Source organism: Chromobacterium alticapitis (assembly GCF_002924365.1).
In the GTDB taxonomy this organism is placed as follows: Bacteria; Pseudomonadota; Gammaproteobacteria; order Burkholderiales; family Chromobacteriaceae; genus Chromobacterium; species Chromobacterium alticapitis.
Window position 1 is genome coordinate 54,935 of the sequence record NZ_PQWB01000049.1, and the last position, 14,925, is coordinate 69,859.

11 protein-coding genes and 1 pseudogene are annotated in these 14,925 nt (G+C 67.2%); 3 read left to right on the forward strand and 9 right to left on the reverse strand.

Annotated features, from left to right (window positions below; genetic code table 11):
* The first annotated feature begins 48 nt into the window (after positions 1-48).
* Genes C2I19_RS12725 through C2I19_RS12735 form a run of 3 tightly spaced genes read left to right on the forward strand, consistent with a single transcriptional unit; the run spans position 49 to position 2,769 of the window.
* The gene (locus C2I19_RS12725) at positions 49-954 is read left to right on the forward strand and encodes an ABC transporter permease (RefSeq protein WP_103903068.1); all 906 of its coding nucleotides are present in this window, start codon (positions 49-51) and stop codon (positions 952-954) included.
* Positions 951-1,751: an ABC transporter permease gene (locus C2I19_RS12730; protein WP_103903069.1), complete on the forward strand. Its 801-nt coding sequence runs from the start codon at positions 951-953 to the stop codon at positions 1,749-1,751. The genes C2I19_RS12725 and C2I19_RS12730 overlap by 4 nt, the downstream gene beginning before the upstream one ends.
* Positions 1,752-1,764: 13 nt before the next feature.
* Complete coding sequence (locus C2I19_RS12735) at positions 1,765-2,769, forward strand: ABC transporter ATP-binding protein (RefSeq protein ID WP_103903070.1); 1,005 nt, start codon at positions 1,765-1,767, stop codon at positions 2,767-2,769.
* A 20-nt stretch (positions 2,770-2,789) separates the two neighbouring features.
* Here the strand turns inward: C2I19_RS12735 and C2I19_RS12740 are convergent.
* The 9 genes and pseudogenes from C2I19_RS12740 to C2I19_RS12780 form a co-directional block, all read right to left on the reverse strand.
* A pseudogene (locus C2I19_RS12740) lies at positions 2,790-4,493 on the reverse strand (methyl-accepting chemotaxis protein); the annotation flags it as partial.
* Positions 4,494-4,758: 265 nt separating this feature from the next.
* On the reverse strand, positions 4,759-5,328 hold the full coding sequence (locus C2I19_RS12745; protein WP_103903072.1) for a nucleotidyltransferase family protein: 570 nt from the start codon (positions 5,326-5,328) through the stop codon (positions 4,759-4,761).
* Positions 5,325-6,311 carry an XdhC family protein gene (locus C2I19_RS12750; RefSeq protein ID WP_103903073.1) on the reverse strand — a complete coding sequence of 329 codons (987 nt, stop codon included), beginning with the start codon at positions 6,309-6,311 and terminating at the stop codon, positions 5,325-5,327. Before C2I19_RS12750 ends, C2I19_RS12745 begins: the two co-directional genes overlap by 4 nt.
* Positions 6,312-6,318: 7 nt before the next feature.
* Positions 6,319-8,490 (reverse strand): xanthine dehydrogenase family protein molybdopterin-binding subunit, encoded by a 2,172-nt coding sequence (locus tag C2I19_RS12755; RefSeq protein WP_103903074.1) that lies wholly within the window; start codon positions 8,488-8,490, stop codon positions 6,319-6,321.
* A 9-nt stretch (positions 8,491-8,499) separates the two neighbouring features.
* Positions 8,500-8,952 (reverse strand): (2Fe-2S)-binding protein, encoded by a 453-nt coding sequence (locus C2I19_RS12760; protein ID WP_103903075.1) that lies wholly within the window; start codon positions 8,950-8,952, stop codon positions 8,500-8,502.
* Between the two features lie 107 nt (positions 8,953-9,059).
* Positions 9,060-10,874, reverse strand: a complete 1,815-nt coding sequence (locus C2I19_RS12765; RefSeq protein WP_103903076.1) for a DUF1302 domain-containing protein — start codon at positions 10,872-10,874, stop codon at positions 9,060-9,062.
* A gap of 63 nt (positions 10,875-10,937) precedes the next feature.
* Positions 10,938-12,179 (reverse strand): DUF1615 family protein, encoded by a 1,242-nt coding sequence (locus C2I19_RS12770; RefSeq protein ID WP_103903077.1) that lies wholly within the window; start codon positions 12,177-12,179, stop codon positions 10,938-10,940.
* A 60-nt stretch (positions 12,180-12,239) separates the two neighbouring features.
* Positions 12,240-12,941, reverse strand: coding sequence for a substrate-binding periplasmic protein (locus C2I19_RS12775; protein WP_103903078.1), 702 nt, complete (start codon positions 12,939-12,941; stop codon positions 12,240-12,242).
* A gap of 77 nt (positions 12,942-13,018) precedes the next feature.
* Positions 13,019-14,338, reverse strand: coding sequence for a sodium-dependent transporter (locus C2I19_RS12780; RefSeq protein ID WP_103903079.1), 1,320 nt, complete (start codon positions 14,336-14,338; stop codon positions 13,019-13,021).
* Between the last annotated feature and the right edge of the window lie 587 nt (positions 14,339-14,925).

Genomic DNA, 14,925 nt, shown 5'->3' on the forward strand with positions numbered 1-14,925 from the left:
CGGGGCCGCCTAGGGCGGCCCTTTTACCTCGCTCGAGAAGCCACCACGATGTCCGCATCCACCGAATCCCTTTCGACGCCCTCCGCCGGCAAGGCCAGCGGCGGCGCGCGCGCCGCGCTGCTGTCCTGGCTGGGCGTCGCGCCCTTCCTGATCTTCGCGCTGCTCTTCCTGCTGCTGCCCACCTTCATGCTGATGGTGGGCGCCTTCCAGGACGCGCAAGGCCATTTCACGCTGGCCAATATCATTCGCCTGTTCGACGCCAACATCCTCGAAGCCTACAAGATCAGCCTGCAGATCAGCGTCGCCTCGGCCGCGCTGGGCACCGTGCTGGGCCTCTTGCTGGCGCTGGCCGCCATCCGCGGCGGCTTGCCGGCCTGGATACGCCCGACGCTGACCACCTTCTCCGGGGTCGCGTCCAATTTCGCCGGCATTCCGCTGGCCTTCGCCTTCCTGTCCACCCTGGGCCGCATGGGCCTGGTGACCATGCTGCTGCACAAGTACCTGGACCTGGACCTGTACGCCAGCGGCTTCTCCATCCTCAGCTTCGTCGGCCTGACCCTGACCTATCTGTACTTCCAGGTGCCGCTGATGGTGCTGATCATCGCCCCGGCCGTGGAAGGCCTGAAGGACGAATGGCGCGAAGCCTGCGAGAGCCTGGGCGGCTCCGGCTTCGCCTACTGGCGCCATATCGCGCTGCCGGTGCTGTGGCCCAGCATGGTGGGCGCCGCGCTGCTCTTGTTCGCCAACGCCTTCGGCGCTGTGGCCACCGCCTACGCGCTGACCGGCAGTTCCTTGAATATCGTGACCATTCTGCTGTACGCGCAAATCCACGGCGACGTGCTGCATGATCAGAACCTGGGCTACGCGCTGGCGCTGGGCATGGTGCTGATCACCGGCAGCGCCAACGCCGGCTACATCTGGCTGCGCAAGCGCAGCAACCGGGAGGCCGCATGAAAACCAAAGCCACATCCCGCCTGGGCGCCTGGCTCGCCATTCTGCTCGGCAGCGGCTATTTCCTGCTGCCGCTGATCGCCACTTTCGAGTTCAGCCTGAAAATGAAGCGCGAGGGCTATAGCTTCGAGGCCTACAAGGTGGTGCTGTCCGACCCCGGCTTCCAGGCCAGCTTCGGCTACTCCGCGCTGCTGGCGCTGCTGACCATCGCCGTCGGCATCCTGCTGGTGGTGCCCACTGCCTTCTGGGTGCAGCTCAAGCTGCCGCAACTGCGTCCGCTGATCGAATTCATCACCCTGCTGCCCCTGGTCATTCCGGCCATCGTGCTGGTGTTCGGCTATCTGCGGCTGTACGGCAGCGCCGGCTGGCTGCCCTTCACCGGCAGCGAGCGCGGCACGGATCTGTTGCTGGTCTTCGGCTACGTGACCCTGGCCCTGCCCTATCTGTACCGCTCGGTGGACACCGGCCTGGCAGCCATCGACGTGCGCTCGCTGACCGAGGCCGCGCAAAGCCTGGGCAGCGGCTGGTTCGACATCCTGCGCCTGGTGATTTTCCCGAATCTGAAAACCGCCATCCTGTCCGGCGCCTTCCTGACCTTCGCCATCGTGATCGGCGAATTCACGCTGGCCAGCCTGCTGGCCCGCCCAGCCTTCGGACCTTATTTGCAGCTGATCGGCGCCAATCGCGCCTACGAGCCGGCCGCGCTGGCCATCATCGCCTTCCTGGTCACCTGGGCCGCGATGGGGCTGATGCAGGTGGTCAGCCGCAACCGCGCCGCGCTCGGCGCCGACGAACATTGAAACGGACACAATCATGGCATTTCTGCAAATCGACCATCTGAAAAAGCGCTTCGGCCAACAATCCGTGGTGCACGACTTCAACATGAAAGTGGAGTCCGGCGAGTTCATCACCTTCCTCGGCCCGTCCGGCTGCGGCAAAACCACCGTGCTGCGCATGATCGCCGGCTTTGAAACGCCTACCGACGGCGTGATCCGCCTGGCCGGCGACGACATCACCCATCAGTCGCCGCAAAAACGCGGCATAGGCATGGTGTTCCAGAGCTACGCGCTGTTCCCGAACATGAACGTGGCCGACAACATCGCCTTCGGCCTGAAAATGCAGAAGCGCTCCGCCGACGACATCCGCCGCAAGGTGGGCGAGGTGATCGCCCTGGTGGAGCTGAACGGCCGCGAGAAGCACTTTCCGCACCAGCTGTCCGGCGGCCAGCGCCAGCGCGTGGCCCTGGCCCGCGCCCTGGTGGTGGAGCCGCGCCTGCTGCTGCTGGACGAACCGCTGTCCGCGCTGGACGCCCGCATCCGCAAGAACCTGCGCGAGCAGATCCGCGACATCCAGCGCCGCCTCGGCCTGACCACCATTTTCGTGACCCACGACCAGGAAGAGGCGCTGACCCTGTCCGACCGCATCTTTGTGATGAACCAGGGCAAGGTGGAGCAGGAAGGCGCAGCCGAGACCATTTACACCGAGCCGGCCACCGAGTTCGTCGCCCGCTTCATGGGCAACTACAATCTACTGACCGCGCAGCAAAGCCATGCCTTGCTGGGCATGCAGATCAGCGGCCACCTGGCCATCCGTCCCGAGTCTGTGCAGCTGCTGGGCCATGACGATGCGACCGAAGGCGCGCTGCCGGCGGTGGTCCGCCAGCACCAGCTGCTGGGCAACGTCATCCGCTATCAGGTGGAGGCCCATGGCGCCACGCTGCAGGTGGACAGGCTGAACCGCAACGCGGCCGACCTGCTGGCCAGCGGCACCCAGGTGCGGCTGAAAATCGCCCGCGACGACCTGCGCGAAGTGCGCTAGGCCAGGGGTGCGGCGACTGTCTACTCAAAGGCGCCCGGCTCGCCCTCCGGCGCCGGCTCGTCGCCTTGCTGGAAGTACTGCATCTGCCTGCGCAGGCTGTCGGCGCGCATCGCCACCTCCTGCGCCGCCGCCGACAGCTCCTCGCTGGCGGCGGCATTGCCTTGCGACAGCTGATTGAGCCGCTGCATGGCCTGGTTGATATTGCCCACGCGCTGCGCCTGCAGCGTCGCCTCGCTGGAAATTCCCTTCACCAGCTCCAGCGTCTTGCGGCTGGAATCCACGATGTCGCTGAGCTGCTGGCCCGCGCTTTCCGCCAGCTGCACGCTGCTGATGGCCACCTGGCCTATCTCCTGCGCCGCGGCCTGGCTGCGCCGCGCCAGCTTGCGCACCTCATCCGCCACCACGGCGAAGCCCTTGCCGTGCTCGCCAGCCCGCGCCGCCTCTATCGCCGCGTTCAAGGCCAGCAGATTGGTCTGATAGGCGATATCGTCGATGATGTCCGTGCGCTTGGCTATCTCGCGCATGGCCGCTATCGTCCGCAGCACCACCTGGTTGCCTTCCGAGGCCTGGCCGCTGGCGGTGTCGGCCATCGAGCCGGCATGGTTGGCGTCGCCGGCCATGCTGAACATGCAGCCGGCGATCTCATCCACCGCGCTGGTGGTGTCCTCGACATCGGCCGAGGCGCGCGCCGCGCCCTGCGACAAGCCCTGCGAAGCCGAATTGAGTTCGGTTGAGGCATTGGCCACCGCGTCCGCGTCCTCCTTCACCTGAATGATGACGCCGGACAGGCGCGCGCCCATTTGCCGGATATGCGCGGCCAGGCTGTGGCTGTCGCCCTCGCGCAGCGGCAGATGGAAGTCCAGCCGGCCGGCCGACAACTCGCGCATGCCCTGCGCCACCTCGTCCGGCTCCGCGCCCAGCGTGCGTATGATGTCGCGCCCCACCATCGCCGCCAGTCCCACCGGCAACAACAGCAACAGCAGGCCCAGCAGCACCAGATACGTGCTGAGCCGCGCGGAGGCGGCCTGCTCCGCCAACTGGCCGCGGATCTCGCTCAAAATCGTCTTCTGCGCCTCCAAAAGCGCGTCCACGCGCAAGCTGGACACCTGGAACCATTCGTCCGGCCGCTCGCTCTGCATGGCGCCGGCGCCGCGCGCCAGCACGCCGTCGCGGGCCGATTCGAAGGCGCGGGAACGCTCCATCGCATCCTTGAGCAGAACCGGGTCTCCGCCATACTGCCGGTACTGCGCCATGCATAGCGCTTCCTGCGACACCGCCCCGCTGACCTGGCGGAAATTGGTGATAGTGAAGCTCCCCACCGTCAGCACGCCAGCGATCAGGCCGCGCGCCCGTCCGGTGTACTCCTTCTGGCAATTCACCGCCGACCACTGCAGCACCAGCGCCTGCACCCGCTGGGTGCGGGCATGGAACAGCGCGACGATGCGCGACAGGTTTTCTATCATGTCTGAATAGCGGCGAAACGAGGGGTCCGGCGAGACGTGGCGGGCGTCGACATCGCGCCGCAGTTCATTCAGGGCGGCTTTGGACGGCAGACTTTCATCCAGATAGCCGCGCAGCCCCTCCCCCATGTCGGCGCGCGGCTGCTCCGTCAACCGCTGCAATACGTCGTCGGCAGCGGCTCGCGCCTGGCCCAGCTGCCGCGGCAAACCCTGCCTATGCAGGCTGAGATAGGCGTAGCTGAGTCCGCGCTCGGCCTGCAGCTGATGGATCAATTCGCCCGCCAGCGCGATATTGTCCGCCAGCGCCTGATCGCCATCCAGCTCCCGCAGCAGCTGCCGCTGATGCCAGGCATAGCCTATAGCCACGACGAGCAGCGCCAGCACCAACGGCGCGATCAGCAACACCAGCTTGTGAGCGACCCGGAGCCTAGCTCGCATAGCCATCCCCTCACGCGTCGAAACAATTCACTATAGGTGGGCCTCGCGCGTATCGTAAGCAATGGTACTTAGCGCCAGTCTGCGGCGCGCCTTAGGCCAAGCCGGACAAATCCGCCTCGCGGTCTATGTCCAGCAACACGCCGAGGTCGTCCAGCTCCAGCCGCAGCGCCTGGCTCCAGTCCACGGCGTCCCGCGCGCCGGCGTCGCCGTTCAGATCAAGCAAACCGGCCAGGCAGGATGCCGGCAAGCCGCGCGGATGGCCCGCCCGGCCAAGGTGGCACGGCAACACCGGCTGGCCGCGCCACAAGGCGGCGGCAATCTGGCTGACCGTGAGCGGCTTCACCGCCGGCATGTCGCCCAGCCCCAGCACCATCCCTCTACAATCCGGCAACGACAAGGCCCAGGCCGCGCCGCAAGCGAGCGAATGCCCCATGCCGCCGCGGTGCCTATCGCAGCGCAATGGCCGCAATGCCAGCTGGCGGCATAAGGCCAGGCCGAAGGCGTCTTCCGGCGGCAGCACCAGCGCCAACTCGTCCACCTGGCCGATAAAGGCCGACAAGCTGGCCTCCAGCAGGGTTCTCCCATCCGGCAGCCTGGCCTGCCGCTTGTCCGAGCCGAAGCGGCCGCCGCCGCCGGCCGCCAGCACCACGCCGGCTATCATGTCGAACAAGCCGCCTGAGCCGCGGCGGCGCGCGGCAGGGCGCTGCGGCTGGCGACCAGATCGGCGGCGATGGAGACGGCGATCTCGGCCGGCGTGCGCGAGCCTATCGCCAGTCCCACCGGCCCGTGCAGCCGGTCCAGTTGCGCCGGCGTCAGGCCAAAGTGCTCGGCCAGCCGCGCCTTGCGCTTCAAAGTGGTGGTGGCGGAACCCAGCGCGCCCACATACAGGCAGGGCAGTTTTAGCGCTTCCATCAAGGCCAGGTCGTCCAGCTTCGGGTCATGCGTCACCGCCACCACGGCGGCCCGCTCGTCGCAATCGAAGGCCAGCACCAAGTCGTCCGGCATTTCCGTCGACAAGGGCGCGCCGGGCAAATCCCAGCCCTGGCGATACTCCTCCCGCGGCTCGCATACCGTCACTGCGTAGTCCAGCGTGACGGCGATCTGCGCCAGATAGCGCCCCAACTCCGACGCGCCTATGATCAGCAGCCGCCAGCGCGGGCCGAGCAAGGCGCGAAAGCCGTCCGCGTCCTCCTCGAACTCGCCGGGCGGCCCGTCCGCGGAAAAATCAGCCGCGCCATCGCGGTAACAAACGCGCCGCCACACGGCCCGCCGCTCCCGCACCGCTTGCAACAAAGCGGAAAGCTGAGCGGGATCGGGATTCGGCTCCACCGCCACGCGCAGGCTGTTGCCGCAGGGCAACCGGTAGCGTTGCCTCTCCTCCACGCTGTCGCCGAAACTGCGCAAGCGCACCGCGCGCCCGCCGTCGAAAAAGCCGCCGCCGGCGATCTCTCGCCGCAAGTCGTCCTCCACGCAGCCGCCCGACACCGAGCCGAAAATCGCGCCGTCGTCGCGGATCAGCGCCATGGCGCCCGGCGGCCGCGGGCTGGCGCCGTAGGTGCCCAGCACCGTCAGCAGGGCGGCGCGGCGGCCGGACGCCAGCCAGGCCACGGCCTGGCTCAGCACTTCCTCATCATTGCCGCGCATCGCCGCCTCACACCGCGACGTAGCCGTGCCGGCTCAGCGGCAGCTCGCGCACGCGCTTGCCGCTGGCGGCGTGGATGGCATTGGCCAGCGCCGGGGCAACCGGCGGCACAGCCGGCTCGCCGGTGCCGCCGGGCGCTTCCTCGCTGGCGAGGATGGACACCTCCACCTTAGGCGCCTGGTATAGGCGGACCACGGCATAGCTATCGAAATTCTTCTGTTCGACCTCGCCGTCCTTGAAGGTGATCTCGCCGGACAGCGCCGCCGACAAGCCGAACATGATGGCGCCCTCCATCTGGGCCGCCACCTGGTCCGGATTGACCACCACCCCGCAATCCACCGCGCACCACACCTGCTCGACCTTCAACTCCTTGTCCTTGACCGATACCTGCACCACTTGGGCGATGTGGGAACCGAAGGAGCTGTGCACCGCCACGCCCAAGCCATGGCCCTTGGGCAGCTTGCGGCCCCAGCCGGCCATCCGCGCCGCCTCGCGCAGCACGGCTTGCTCGCGCGGCGACTTGGCCAGCAGCGCCAGGCGATAGGCCACCGGGTCTTGCCTGGCCAGCCGCGCCAGCTCGTCTATAAAGCTCTCCTTGGCGAAAGCGCTGTGTGAATGGCCCACCGAGCGCCACCACAGCACCGGCAAGGCGCTCTGCGGCGTGTGCAGGTCCAGCTGCACGGCAGGCAGCGCGTAGGGCATGTCGGCTGTGCCCTCCACCGACACCGCGTCTATGCCGTTCTTGACCATCATGGACGCGAACGGCGTGCCGGCGATGATGGATTGGCCGACGCCGGTTTGCAGCCAGGCCACGGGCTTGCCGTCCTTGCCTATGCCGCCGCGCACCCTGTCCAGCCACATCGGCCGGTAATAGGCGCCGGCCAGATCGTCGTCTCGCGTCCATACCAGCTTGATGGGCGCGCCCTGGCCATGATGCTTGGCGACTTCCATCGCCTCCTTCAGCCAGTCCGCGCCTGTCGGCACCGCGCGCCGGCCGAAGCCCCCGCCAAGGAAGGTGGTATGCAGCGACACCTGCTCCGGCTTCAGCCCCGCCATCGCCGCCGCCGTGCCGGCGTCTATGGTTTGCGACTGGGTGCCGCTCCAGATTTCGCAGCTGCCCGGTTTGAGCCAGACCACACAGTTGAGCGGCTCCATCGGCGCGTGCGCCAGATACGGCGCCTCGTACCAGGCCTCCAGTTTTTTGGCGGCATGGGCCAGCGCCGCCGCCGCATCGCCCTCGCTGCGATAGGCCTGGCCCGGCTTGGCCGCGCGCGCCCGGTAATCCGCGCGCAGCTTGGTCGAATCCAGCCCCGCGTTCGGACCCCGCTCCCACTGCACCTCCAGCAAGTCGCGCGCCTTCTTGGCCGGCCAGAAGCCGTCGGCCAACACCGCCACGCCGTTGCTGATGGCGAACACGTCCTTGACGCCGGGCACAGCCTTGGCCGCCTCGGCGTTGAAACGCTTGGGCTTGCCGCCATAGCTGGGGCAGCGCTTGACCAGCGCGGTCAGCATGCCGGGCAGGCGCACGTCCAGGGAAAACTGCGCGCGGCCGTCCAGCTTTTCCGGCCCGTCCAGCCGGTGCACGCGCGTGCCCAGCAGCTTCCAGCGATGGCGCGGCGTCAGCGCCACCGTGTCCGGCACCGGCAGTTTGGCCGCGGCCTCGGTCAGTTCGCCGTAGCCCAGGCTGGCGGCATTGGCCTGGTTGAACACCCGGCCGTTCTCGGCGCGGCATTGCGCGGCCGGCACGCCCCAGCGCTGCGCGGCGGCGGATATCAGCATGTCTCGCGCGGCGGCGCCTATCTTGCGGTACTGGTCGTAGCTGGACAGCGTGCTGGTGCTGCCGCCGGTGATCTGGATATGGAAGGCCGTATGGACATAGATTGGGGCCGCCGGCGCGGATACCACGTTGACCTTGTTCCAGTCGCAGGCCAGTTCCTCGGCGATCAGCATGGCCAGCGAGGTATAGATGCCCTGGCCCATCTCGGATTTATTGCTGACGATGGTGACGCCGCCATCGCGCTCGATGCGCACGAAGGCATTGGGCGCGGGAATGGACGGCTTTGCCTCCGCCGCCTCGGCGCGGCGCCCTCCCTCGTTCATCGCGAAGCCCAGGCACAAGGCGCCGCCCATCACGCCGCCGGCTTTGAGAAAGGCGCGGCGCGATATTCCGTTAGCAGTCATGGCAGCCTCCTACAGCAGCTTGGCGGCGGCGTGGATGGCCGCGCGAATGCGGACATAGGTGCCGCAGCGGCACAGATTGCCGCCCATGGCCTGGTCTATGTCCTGGTCTGTGGGATGCGGGTTGGCGCTGAGCAGGGCGGTGGCCGCCAGCACCTGTCCGCTCTGGCAGTAGCCGCACTGCACCACGTCCAGCGCCTGCCAGGCCTGCTTGACCGCTCGCCCCACCTTTTCGTCGTTGCCCTCGACAGTCGTGATGGCGTCGTCCGCCGCCAGCGTGGAAATAGGCGTCACGCAGGCGCGTATCGGCTGGCCGTTCTTCAGCACCGTGCAGGCGCCGCACAGCGCCGCGCCGCAGCCGAACTTGGTTCCGGTCAGACCCAGCTCGTCGCGCAGCGCCCACAGCAGCGGCGTGTCCGGGCTGGAGTTGACCTCAACCGGCTTGCCGTTGATCGATAGTTTCATTCCGCTCTCCCTAATCCAGATTCCAACCATCCTCCGCGGCCAGCCGTCCGAGCCGTTGACTCAATATAGGCAGTCGCCGCGAGCTGGCAAGCCTGTCCTCAAGCAGTTCAGAATCGGCTCTGGACGCTCAAGGAGAACGTGCTGCGGTCCTGCAGCAGGTTGTAGTCGCCGCCGCCGGTCCGCACATAGCGCAGATCCAGCAGGCTGTTTTTGCTCCAGGCCAGCCCCAGCCCCATCGCCGCCGTATGGCGGCCGGCGGAAAACTGCCCGTCGTCGGAATAGCCCGACACATCCTGGGCATAGGACAGATAAGGCCGCCACTCCCAAGCGCCGGCGGATAGGCGATAGCGATTCTGGTACTTGAGCCGCCAGCCCCAGGCGGTGGCCGTGACGAAACCATCCAGCGCGCAGCTTGCCGCGCCGCTGGAACAAGCCGGGTAAGCCGCGCTGGGCGCCATGCCGAAGCCGAGTCGGCCGTAACGCATCACCGATGGGTCAGGCAACCCGCTGACCTGGCGCAACGCGAACTGGACTTCCAGTGTAGCCTGGCGTCCCAGCGGCTGCGGCAGGGGCCGGCTGGCGCTGGCCAGCCATTGCGACACCCGAAACTCGTCGTAGCCGCGCATGACTGCGCCGGAAGACAGATGATTCAAATAAGCCAACGGCCCGATGCCGGCCAATGCGCCGTTCAGGAAATCGGTGCCGTTCCAGGCCAACGCCCGCTTGGGCTGCAGGCTGTATTCCAGATACAGCCTGGCGCCGCCCCCGCTGTCGCGCGTCAGGTTGACGGCGAACAGCCGTCGGTTGGACAAAAAGGCTTCGCGGTATTCGCCGGCAGGCGCGATGGGCGCGCCGCCGGGGCCGGTCAGCACGATGCCCGGCCCGGTCTTCAAGACCTGGACCAAGGGGCTGCGGCTGGTGAAATCGGCGTAGAACAGGCCCAGCGCGCCGGCCTGGGGCAGCAGATAGCGCCAGCCCACGCCGTACTGGCCTTTGCTCGGCCGGATATCGTCGGCGCGGGCGATGTAGTCCAGCGGATTGGCGACCGATTGAGCATCGGTGGTCGATACCGGCTTTCTGTCCAGCAGCGTCAGCAGGCCGCCGTTCAGCGTCAGTTTGTCGCAACCGGGCTGGAGATAGTCGTTGATGGAATAGAAGGCGCCGCAGCCGGGATAGCCATTGGAGCGGAAGGCGAACTGGTAGAAGCCGTCCACGCTGAGCCGGCCGCTCGCCTGCCATTGGCCGTACAGCGCCGGCGCCGGCGTGTTGGCGGAGTCCCCGGGCGCGCCGGCGCGCAGCGTCGCCGCGTAATCCACCGCGTTGACCTGCTGCAGCCCGCCGCCGTAGCTGGTGGGCGCGGCCCAGGGGATGATCTGCTGACCCAGCCGCCAGCGCAGCGGCCGCTGCGCCAGCGCTAAGCTGCCGAAAACATAGGCATCGCTCGCCACCACGTTGCCGAAGCGGCTGAGCGGCGCGAAGCCGGCGTCGCTCAGCGGGCCCGGCCGGTAACCGTTGGCCACGTTGCCGTGCGGCGCCGGCTCATCCGCCAGCGCCTGGTCATACCAGGCTTTTACGCTGAGCTGCGCGCCATGATCGCCCTGGGTCAAGCGCAGTTGCAAATAGGCGTCGACGCTGCGCGACACCGTGTCGCCCTTGCCGTAATTGAGATCGCCGTCGTTGCGGCTGGCCATGCCGGCGCCGCTGGTCAGGCCAGGAGAGGGAGGGTCTGCGCGCCAGACATTGCCGGCGCCGAGCGCGCCTTGCCACAAGGCTGTCCAGCCACCGTCCAGCGCATGCGCCACGCCATCCCCCAGGCCGCTGGGGCGATCGCCGGACACGATCTCGCCCGCGCGCGCGCCGCCGCACAGGCAAAGCAGCGCGGCCGCGCCATGCCGCAGAAGCCCCGCTCTCCATGACCGCATGCCTCTCCCCCTGGTTCAGGCGCTGGTCTCAAGATAGTCCAGCCGGCGGAGAAGGTCAGACGCTCAATCCGCTCCGCGCGTCAGGCAGCGCTGGTAGCGGCCGTCGACGCGGCGCGCGAACCATTCGGTGGTGAGCTTGTGGGTGAACTTGGGGCTGACCAGCACGATCTGCGGAATGATCTCGCGCGGCGCTTTGGAGCCGGCCAGCGCGAACACTTTTTGATACAGCGGCGTCTGGGCGAAGCCGGACAGCTTTTCCAGCTTGAGATCGCGCAGCATTTCGGCATCGCTCATCCCTATGCGGCCGGATATGGCCTGCAGCGCGCGCTGGGTGTCGCTCACCTCGCCGGACAAGTCGCGATTCATCTTGTTGTTGTACAGCATGATATCGCCATCCAGCGCCAGCTTGCGGCCAGACAGCCTGGCCACCGCCTGCTGGAAAGCGGCGTTGCGGCTGGCGTAGCGGCCGGCGTTGAAGTCGGCGAAGCGATACACCATGTCGTGGTAAGGCGCCGGATACTGCAGCAGGATGGCGGTGCCGAAGTAGACGCTGCCGCGGCGGGTGAACACCTCGTCGCGCAGGCTGGTGTAGCTATACGGATACGGCCAGGCGCGGACGTGGGTTTCGGCGAAGGCCACGCTGACCTGCATCGGGCCGCCGTCGCGTATCGGGTTCTTGTGTTCGAAAATGGTCTGGCCGAACGGCAGTTCGCGCACCATGTCCTCGTACAACGCGTTCATTTCGCGCTTGGTGCGCAGGGCGTCCACGCGCTGCTTGAAGGTGCGGCCGTCCGACGACTTCTTGCTCATCGCCGCGTCCACCACGAAGGACGGGATCAGATATTTCTGTCGCCGCTGCTCGATCTCGCCCCAAACGATCTTGGACAGATTGGGCACCACCGGATCCGGGCTGAAGCCGGACTCCTGCTCCGCCACCGCCAGCACCGCGCAGAAGAACTGCGGCGTGTATGGAATCTTCAAATGGCTGAAAGCGCCCATGATGTCGTCGCGCCAGCCCTTGCGGTCTGGAATGCCTTGCGGCAGCAGACGGTCCAGCAGCGCCCTGCCCTGGCTCTCCGCCAGGGCGGCGGGCGGCTGCGCCGGCTTGGCCACCGGCCGCGGCGGGATGGGCGAGACAACCGGCGCGGATGCCGGCTGCGCCGGCGGCGTCTCGACGGCGGGCGCCGACGCCGGCTCGATAGGCGCGGCTACCGGCGCGGAAGCGGGAGGGTTCTGGGGCGGCGTGGCGCAGGCGGCAAGCAGCAGACTGCCGGCCAGCAGGGTCAGACGGGCTTTCAACGGCATCTCGCAAACAGGCAAAAACGAGAGTGTAGCCCAGAGCGGGCCCGCCGCGCATGCCGGCTGTCAACGCAAGGGGAATTTCTGGAAGCTGCCGTCCTTCTGCATGGCGGCGATCGCCCGGTTGAGGCTGGCCAGGATATCCGGCGAAACCTGGCTGTTGCAGGCGAAGGCGACATCGCTGCGCTCCACCACCAGCGCCACGCGCGGCGGCGGCATGCCCAGCCGCCCCGCCACCGAGGCGAGGCCAACGTCCAGCATGCCCCACAAGTCCAGCCGGCCCAGCTGCAGCTTGCGCAGGCCGGTCAGATAATCCACGCTGTCCTCCGGCTCGAAGCCGAGCTGTCGCAAGCGCGACGCCACCATGCTGCCGCGCAGCGCGCCTACCCGCAGCTTCCTCGCCTGCTCCAGGCCGCTCCACTGCCGGTCATCGTCGCGTCTCGCCACCAGCACGATCTGGATAGACAAAATGGGCGCGCTCCACGTGAACTTCGGCCGCAAGTCCGGCAGCTGCGCGATGGGCATGCAGGCATCGGCCTGCTGCTGCGTCAGCAGCATGGCGCGCGCCTGCGGGTAGAACTCGAAATGAAACGGCACGCCGGCGCGCCGCGACACCTCTCGCATCAGCTCGATGCCGCCGCCTTTCGCCATGCCGCCGCCGGGCTCCGGCTCCATGACGCCGGGCAGCGGCACCAGCAGCAGGCGCAGCTCCGCCGCCGCGCATGGTTGCGCCAACATGCCCACCAGCGCCGCCATCAACCATTTCATGCCTTCTCCCGCGCGCGTCCGCCAGGTTTCACGATAGCAAAACGGGAGGCCATCGCCTCCCGCCGCTCACCCGCGGATCAGAAACCGCCGATCAGAATCCAGCCGATCAACGCCGGCGCCAGCGCCATGCAGAAACCGCGCAGCGCCGCCAGCGCACGCGGCGGGCAGACCGCCGCCAATTCGTCGCGCACCGCAGGCCAAGCCTTCCAGCCGACGAACAGCGCCAACAACAGCTCGCCCAACGGCATCAGCAGCTTGGAGGTGGCAAAGTCCAGCAAGTCGAAGACATTCATGCCGAACAGCTGGTAATCGCCCCATATGCCGAGCGACAGCGACGCCGGTATCCCCAACAGGAAAGCGGCGGCGGCCATGCCGCAGGCCGCCGCGCGGCGTGACAGGCCCAGTTCGTCGATGGCGAAGCTGGCGACCACCTCCAGCAGCGACACCGACGAAGTCAGCGCCGCCAGCAACAGCAGGCAGAAGAACATCACGGCGAACAGTTGGCCCAGCGGCAGATTGGCGAACACCGCCGGCATGGTGATGAAGGTGAGGCCGGGACCGGCCGACGGGTCGAAACCGAAGGCGAACACGGCCGGCAACACCATCAGGCCGGCCAGGAAGCAGGTGGCCACCGTCAGCAGGATCACCCACAGCGCCGAGCCGAGCAGATTAGACTCCCGTCCGACATAAGAGCCGTAGGTGATCATGATGCCCAGGCCCAGCGACAGCGAGAAAAAAGCTAGGCCCAACGCGTCCATCAGCATGGCGCCGCTGAGCTTGGAAAAGTCCGGCGCCACGAAATACGCCAGCCCGTCCAGCGCGCCCGGCAAGGACAGGCCCCGCGCGATCAACACCAGCATCAGCGCGAACAAGGCCGGCATCAGGAATTTGGACAGCGCCTCTATGCCCTTCTGCACGCCGCCGGCCACCGCAGCCAAGGTCAGCAAGGCAAAGCCGGCATGGTATAGCAGCGGCTGCGTGGGGTGGCTGATGAAGCCGCCGAAAATATCGCCCAAGGCTTTGGCGTCCGAGGTGAGAATGCCCCCCTCCAGCGACTTGCCGATGTAAGCGATGGTCCAGCCGCCCACTACGCTGTAGAAGGACAGGATCAGAAAGCACACCAGCACGCCCGTATAGCCTATCACCGGCCAGAAACCGCCGGCCAGCTTGCGGAATGCGCCTACCGCGCCCGCGCTGCTGGCGCGTCCCAACGCCATTTCCGCCAGCATCAGCGCCAGGCCCAGGGTCAGGCAGATGCCCAGGTAGACGAATAGAAAGGCGCCGCCGCCATTGATGGCGGCCACGTAGGGGAACTTCCAGATGGCGCCCAAGCCGATGGCAGAGCCGGCGGCAGCCAGGATGAAACCGAGGCGGGAGCCCCATTGAGATCGCGTCATAGGTAATCTTCTTTGTCGTATTGATATTATCGAAGGTGCAGGACCGCGCCCGCCTTGGCCGGATGAAGGCGGAACGGGCACCGCCGCCTGCACAACACAGGCGGCGAGGTCTTCGCGGCAAGCGCCGCGAAATGGATGCCAGCCACGCGGCCGCCCTCAGAGAAGCATGCGCGCGGCCCCGAAAGAGGATTCCGCCGCTTAGGCGGCGCTACCGCCACGCCGGGGATGGCAGCGCCAAGCGGTCCTCAACAGACATCCATGGATAAAATGTAACAATGGTTGCGAATGGTATCTACCACTTAACTGTATACGCCCGCGCACATTACCCAAACAGCATGTCAAACGCGCAAGCATCATCGCATGCGCCAGTGAAATCGCCAGTTCTTGGGAATACACTACGTAGAAGAACGTAGTGCGCGGCGATAGCGTTCGAAGCCGCCGCGACAAGCGACGGGGTGACCGCCATGACCGCTTTGCAGACGCTGCAACCCTTGATCGACACGGTGCAAGGCTGCCTGGTGCTGTCCTGCCCGGACGATGGCCGCATCGTGTCCGCCAACCAGCTGGCCAGCATACTGCTGGCCTGC

Excerpts from the sequence above, each read along its gene's own strand:
- C2I19_RS12775 (WP_103903078.1), bottom strand. The coding sequence starts at position 12,941 with ATGAAATGGTTGATGGCGGCGCTGGTGGGCATGTTGGCGCAACCATGC.
- C2I19_RS12755 (WP_103903074.1), bottom strand. The coding sequence starts at position 8,490 with ATGACTGCTAACGGAATATCGCGCCGCGCCTTTCTCAAAGCCGGCGGC.
- C2I19_RS12750 (WP_103903073.1), bottom strand. The coding sequence starts at position 6,311 with ATGCGCGGCAATGATGAGGAAGTGCTGAGCCAGGCCGTGGCCTGGCTG.
- C2I19_RS12765 (WP_103903076.1), bottom strand. The coding sequence starts at position 10,874 with ATGCGGTCATGGAGAGCGGGGCTTCTGCGGCATGGCGCGGCCGCGCTG.
- C2I19_RS12735 (WP_103903070.1), top strand. The coding sequence starts at position 1,765 with ATGGCATTTCTGCAAATCGACCATCTGAAAAAGCGCTTCGGCCAACAA.
- C2I19_RS12770 (WP_103903077.1), bottom strand. The coding sequence starts at position 12,179 with ATGCCGTTGAAAGCCCGTCTGACCCTGCTGGCCGGCAGTCTGCTGCTT.
- C2I19_RS12745 (WP_103903072.1), bottom strand. The coding sequence starts at position 5,328 with ATGATAGCCGGCGTGGTGCTGGCGGCCGGCGGCGGCGGCCGCTTCGGC.
- C2I19_RS12780 (WP_103903079.1), bottom strand. The coding sequence starts at position 14,338 with ATGACGCGATCTCAATGGGGCTCCCGCCTCGGTTTCATCCTGGCTGCC.
- C2I19_RS12730 (WP_103903069.1), top strand. The coding sequence starts at position 951 with ATGAAAACCAAAGCCACATCCCGCCTGGGCGCCTGGCTCGCCATTCTG.
- C2I19_RS12760 (WP_103903075.1), bottom strand. The coding sequence starts at position 8,952 with ATGAAACTATCGATCAACGGCAAGCCGGTTGAGGTCAACTCCAGCCCG.
- C2I19_RS12725 (WP_103903068.1), top strand. The coding sequence starts at position 49 with ATGTCCGCATCCACCGAATCCCTTTCGACGCCCTCCGCCGGCAAGGCC.